Source organism: Saccharospirillum alexandrii, assembly GCF_004000275.1.
In the GTDB taxonomy this organism is placed as follows: domain Bacteria; phylum Pseudomonadota; class Gammaproteobacteria; order Pseudomonadales; family Natronospirillaceae; genus Saccharospirillum; species Saccharospirillum alexandrii.
Genome location: NZ_RCIP01000022.1, coordinates 1 through 492 on the forward strand (window position 1 = coordinate 1; position 492 = coordinate 492).

A 492-nucleotide genomic window follows, 5' to 3' on the forward strand; every position below is an offset into this window, starting at 1 on the left:
CGCCGGTCCACCGCGCGGCGTATGCCGTGGCCGAAGACGCCGCAGGTGCTGCCCTGGCGGTGGCGCAGGCCAAGCTGATGGCGTGCGAAGCGGCCAATCTGGCGGCCAAGAACAGTATTCAGGTACATGGCGCCATGGGCTACACCTGGGAGGTGGACCTGCACATCTTCATGAAGAAGGCGTGGGCCCTGGCCAACACCTGGGGCGATGCCGGCTGGCACAAGCAGCAAGTGGCGGCGGTGATATTTGCGGACGGCGCGGCGCTGGGCGCCGGCGCCACCTTCCAATAAATACAGACGAGGACACAGATCATGGCGGATGCCTATATTGTTGATGCAGTGCGCAGCCCCACGGGCCGCCGCAAGGGAGGGCTCGCCGGCGTGCACGGCGCAGACCTGGGTGCCCACGTATTGAAGACCCTTGTGGAGCGCAACGGCATTCCGGATGCCGACTACGATGACGTGATGTTCGGTTGCGTGGACACCATCGGCC

The 492-nt window shown here is 65.2% G+C and carries 2 protein-coding genes; both read left to right on the plus strand.

Translation table 11 applies throughout. From position 1 onward, the window contains the following. Positions 1-290 (plus strand): acyl-CoA dehydrogenase family protein (locus EP166_RS21080; protein ID WP_281276826.1); only part of this gene is annotated, 290 nt, incomplete at its 5' end. Positions 291-311: 21 nt separating this feature from the next. Further along, positions 312-492 (plus strand): thiolase family protein (locus EP166_RS21085; RefSeq protein ID WP_484336713.1); only part of this gene is annotated, 181 nt, incomplete at its 3' end.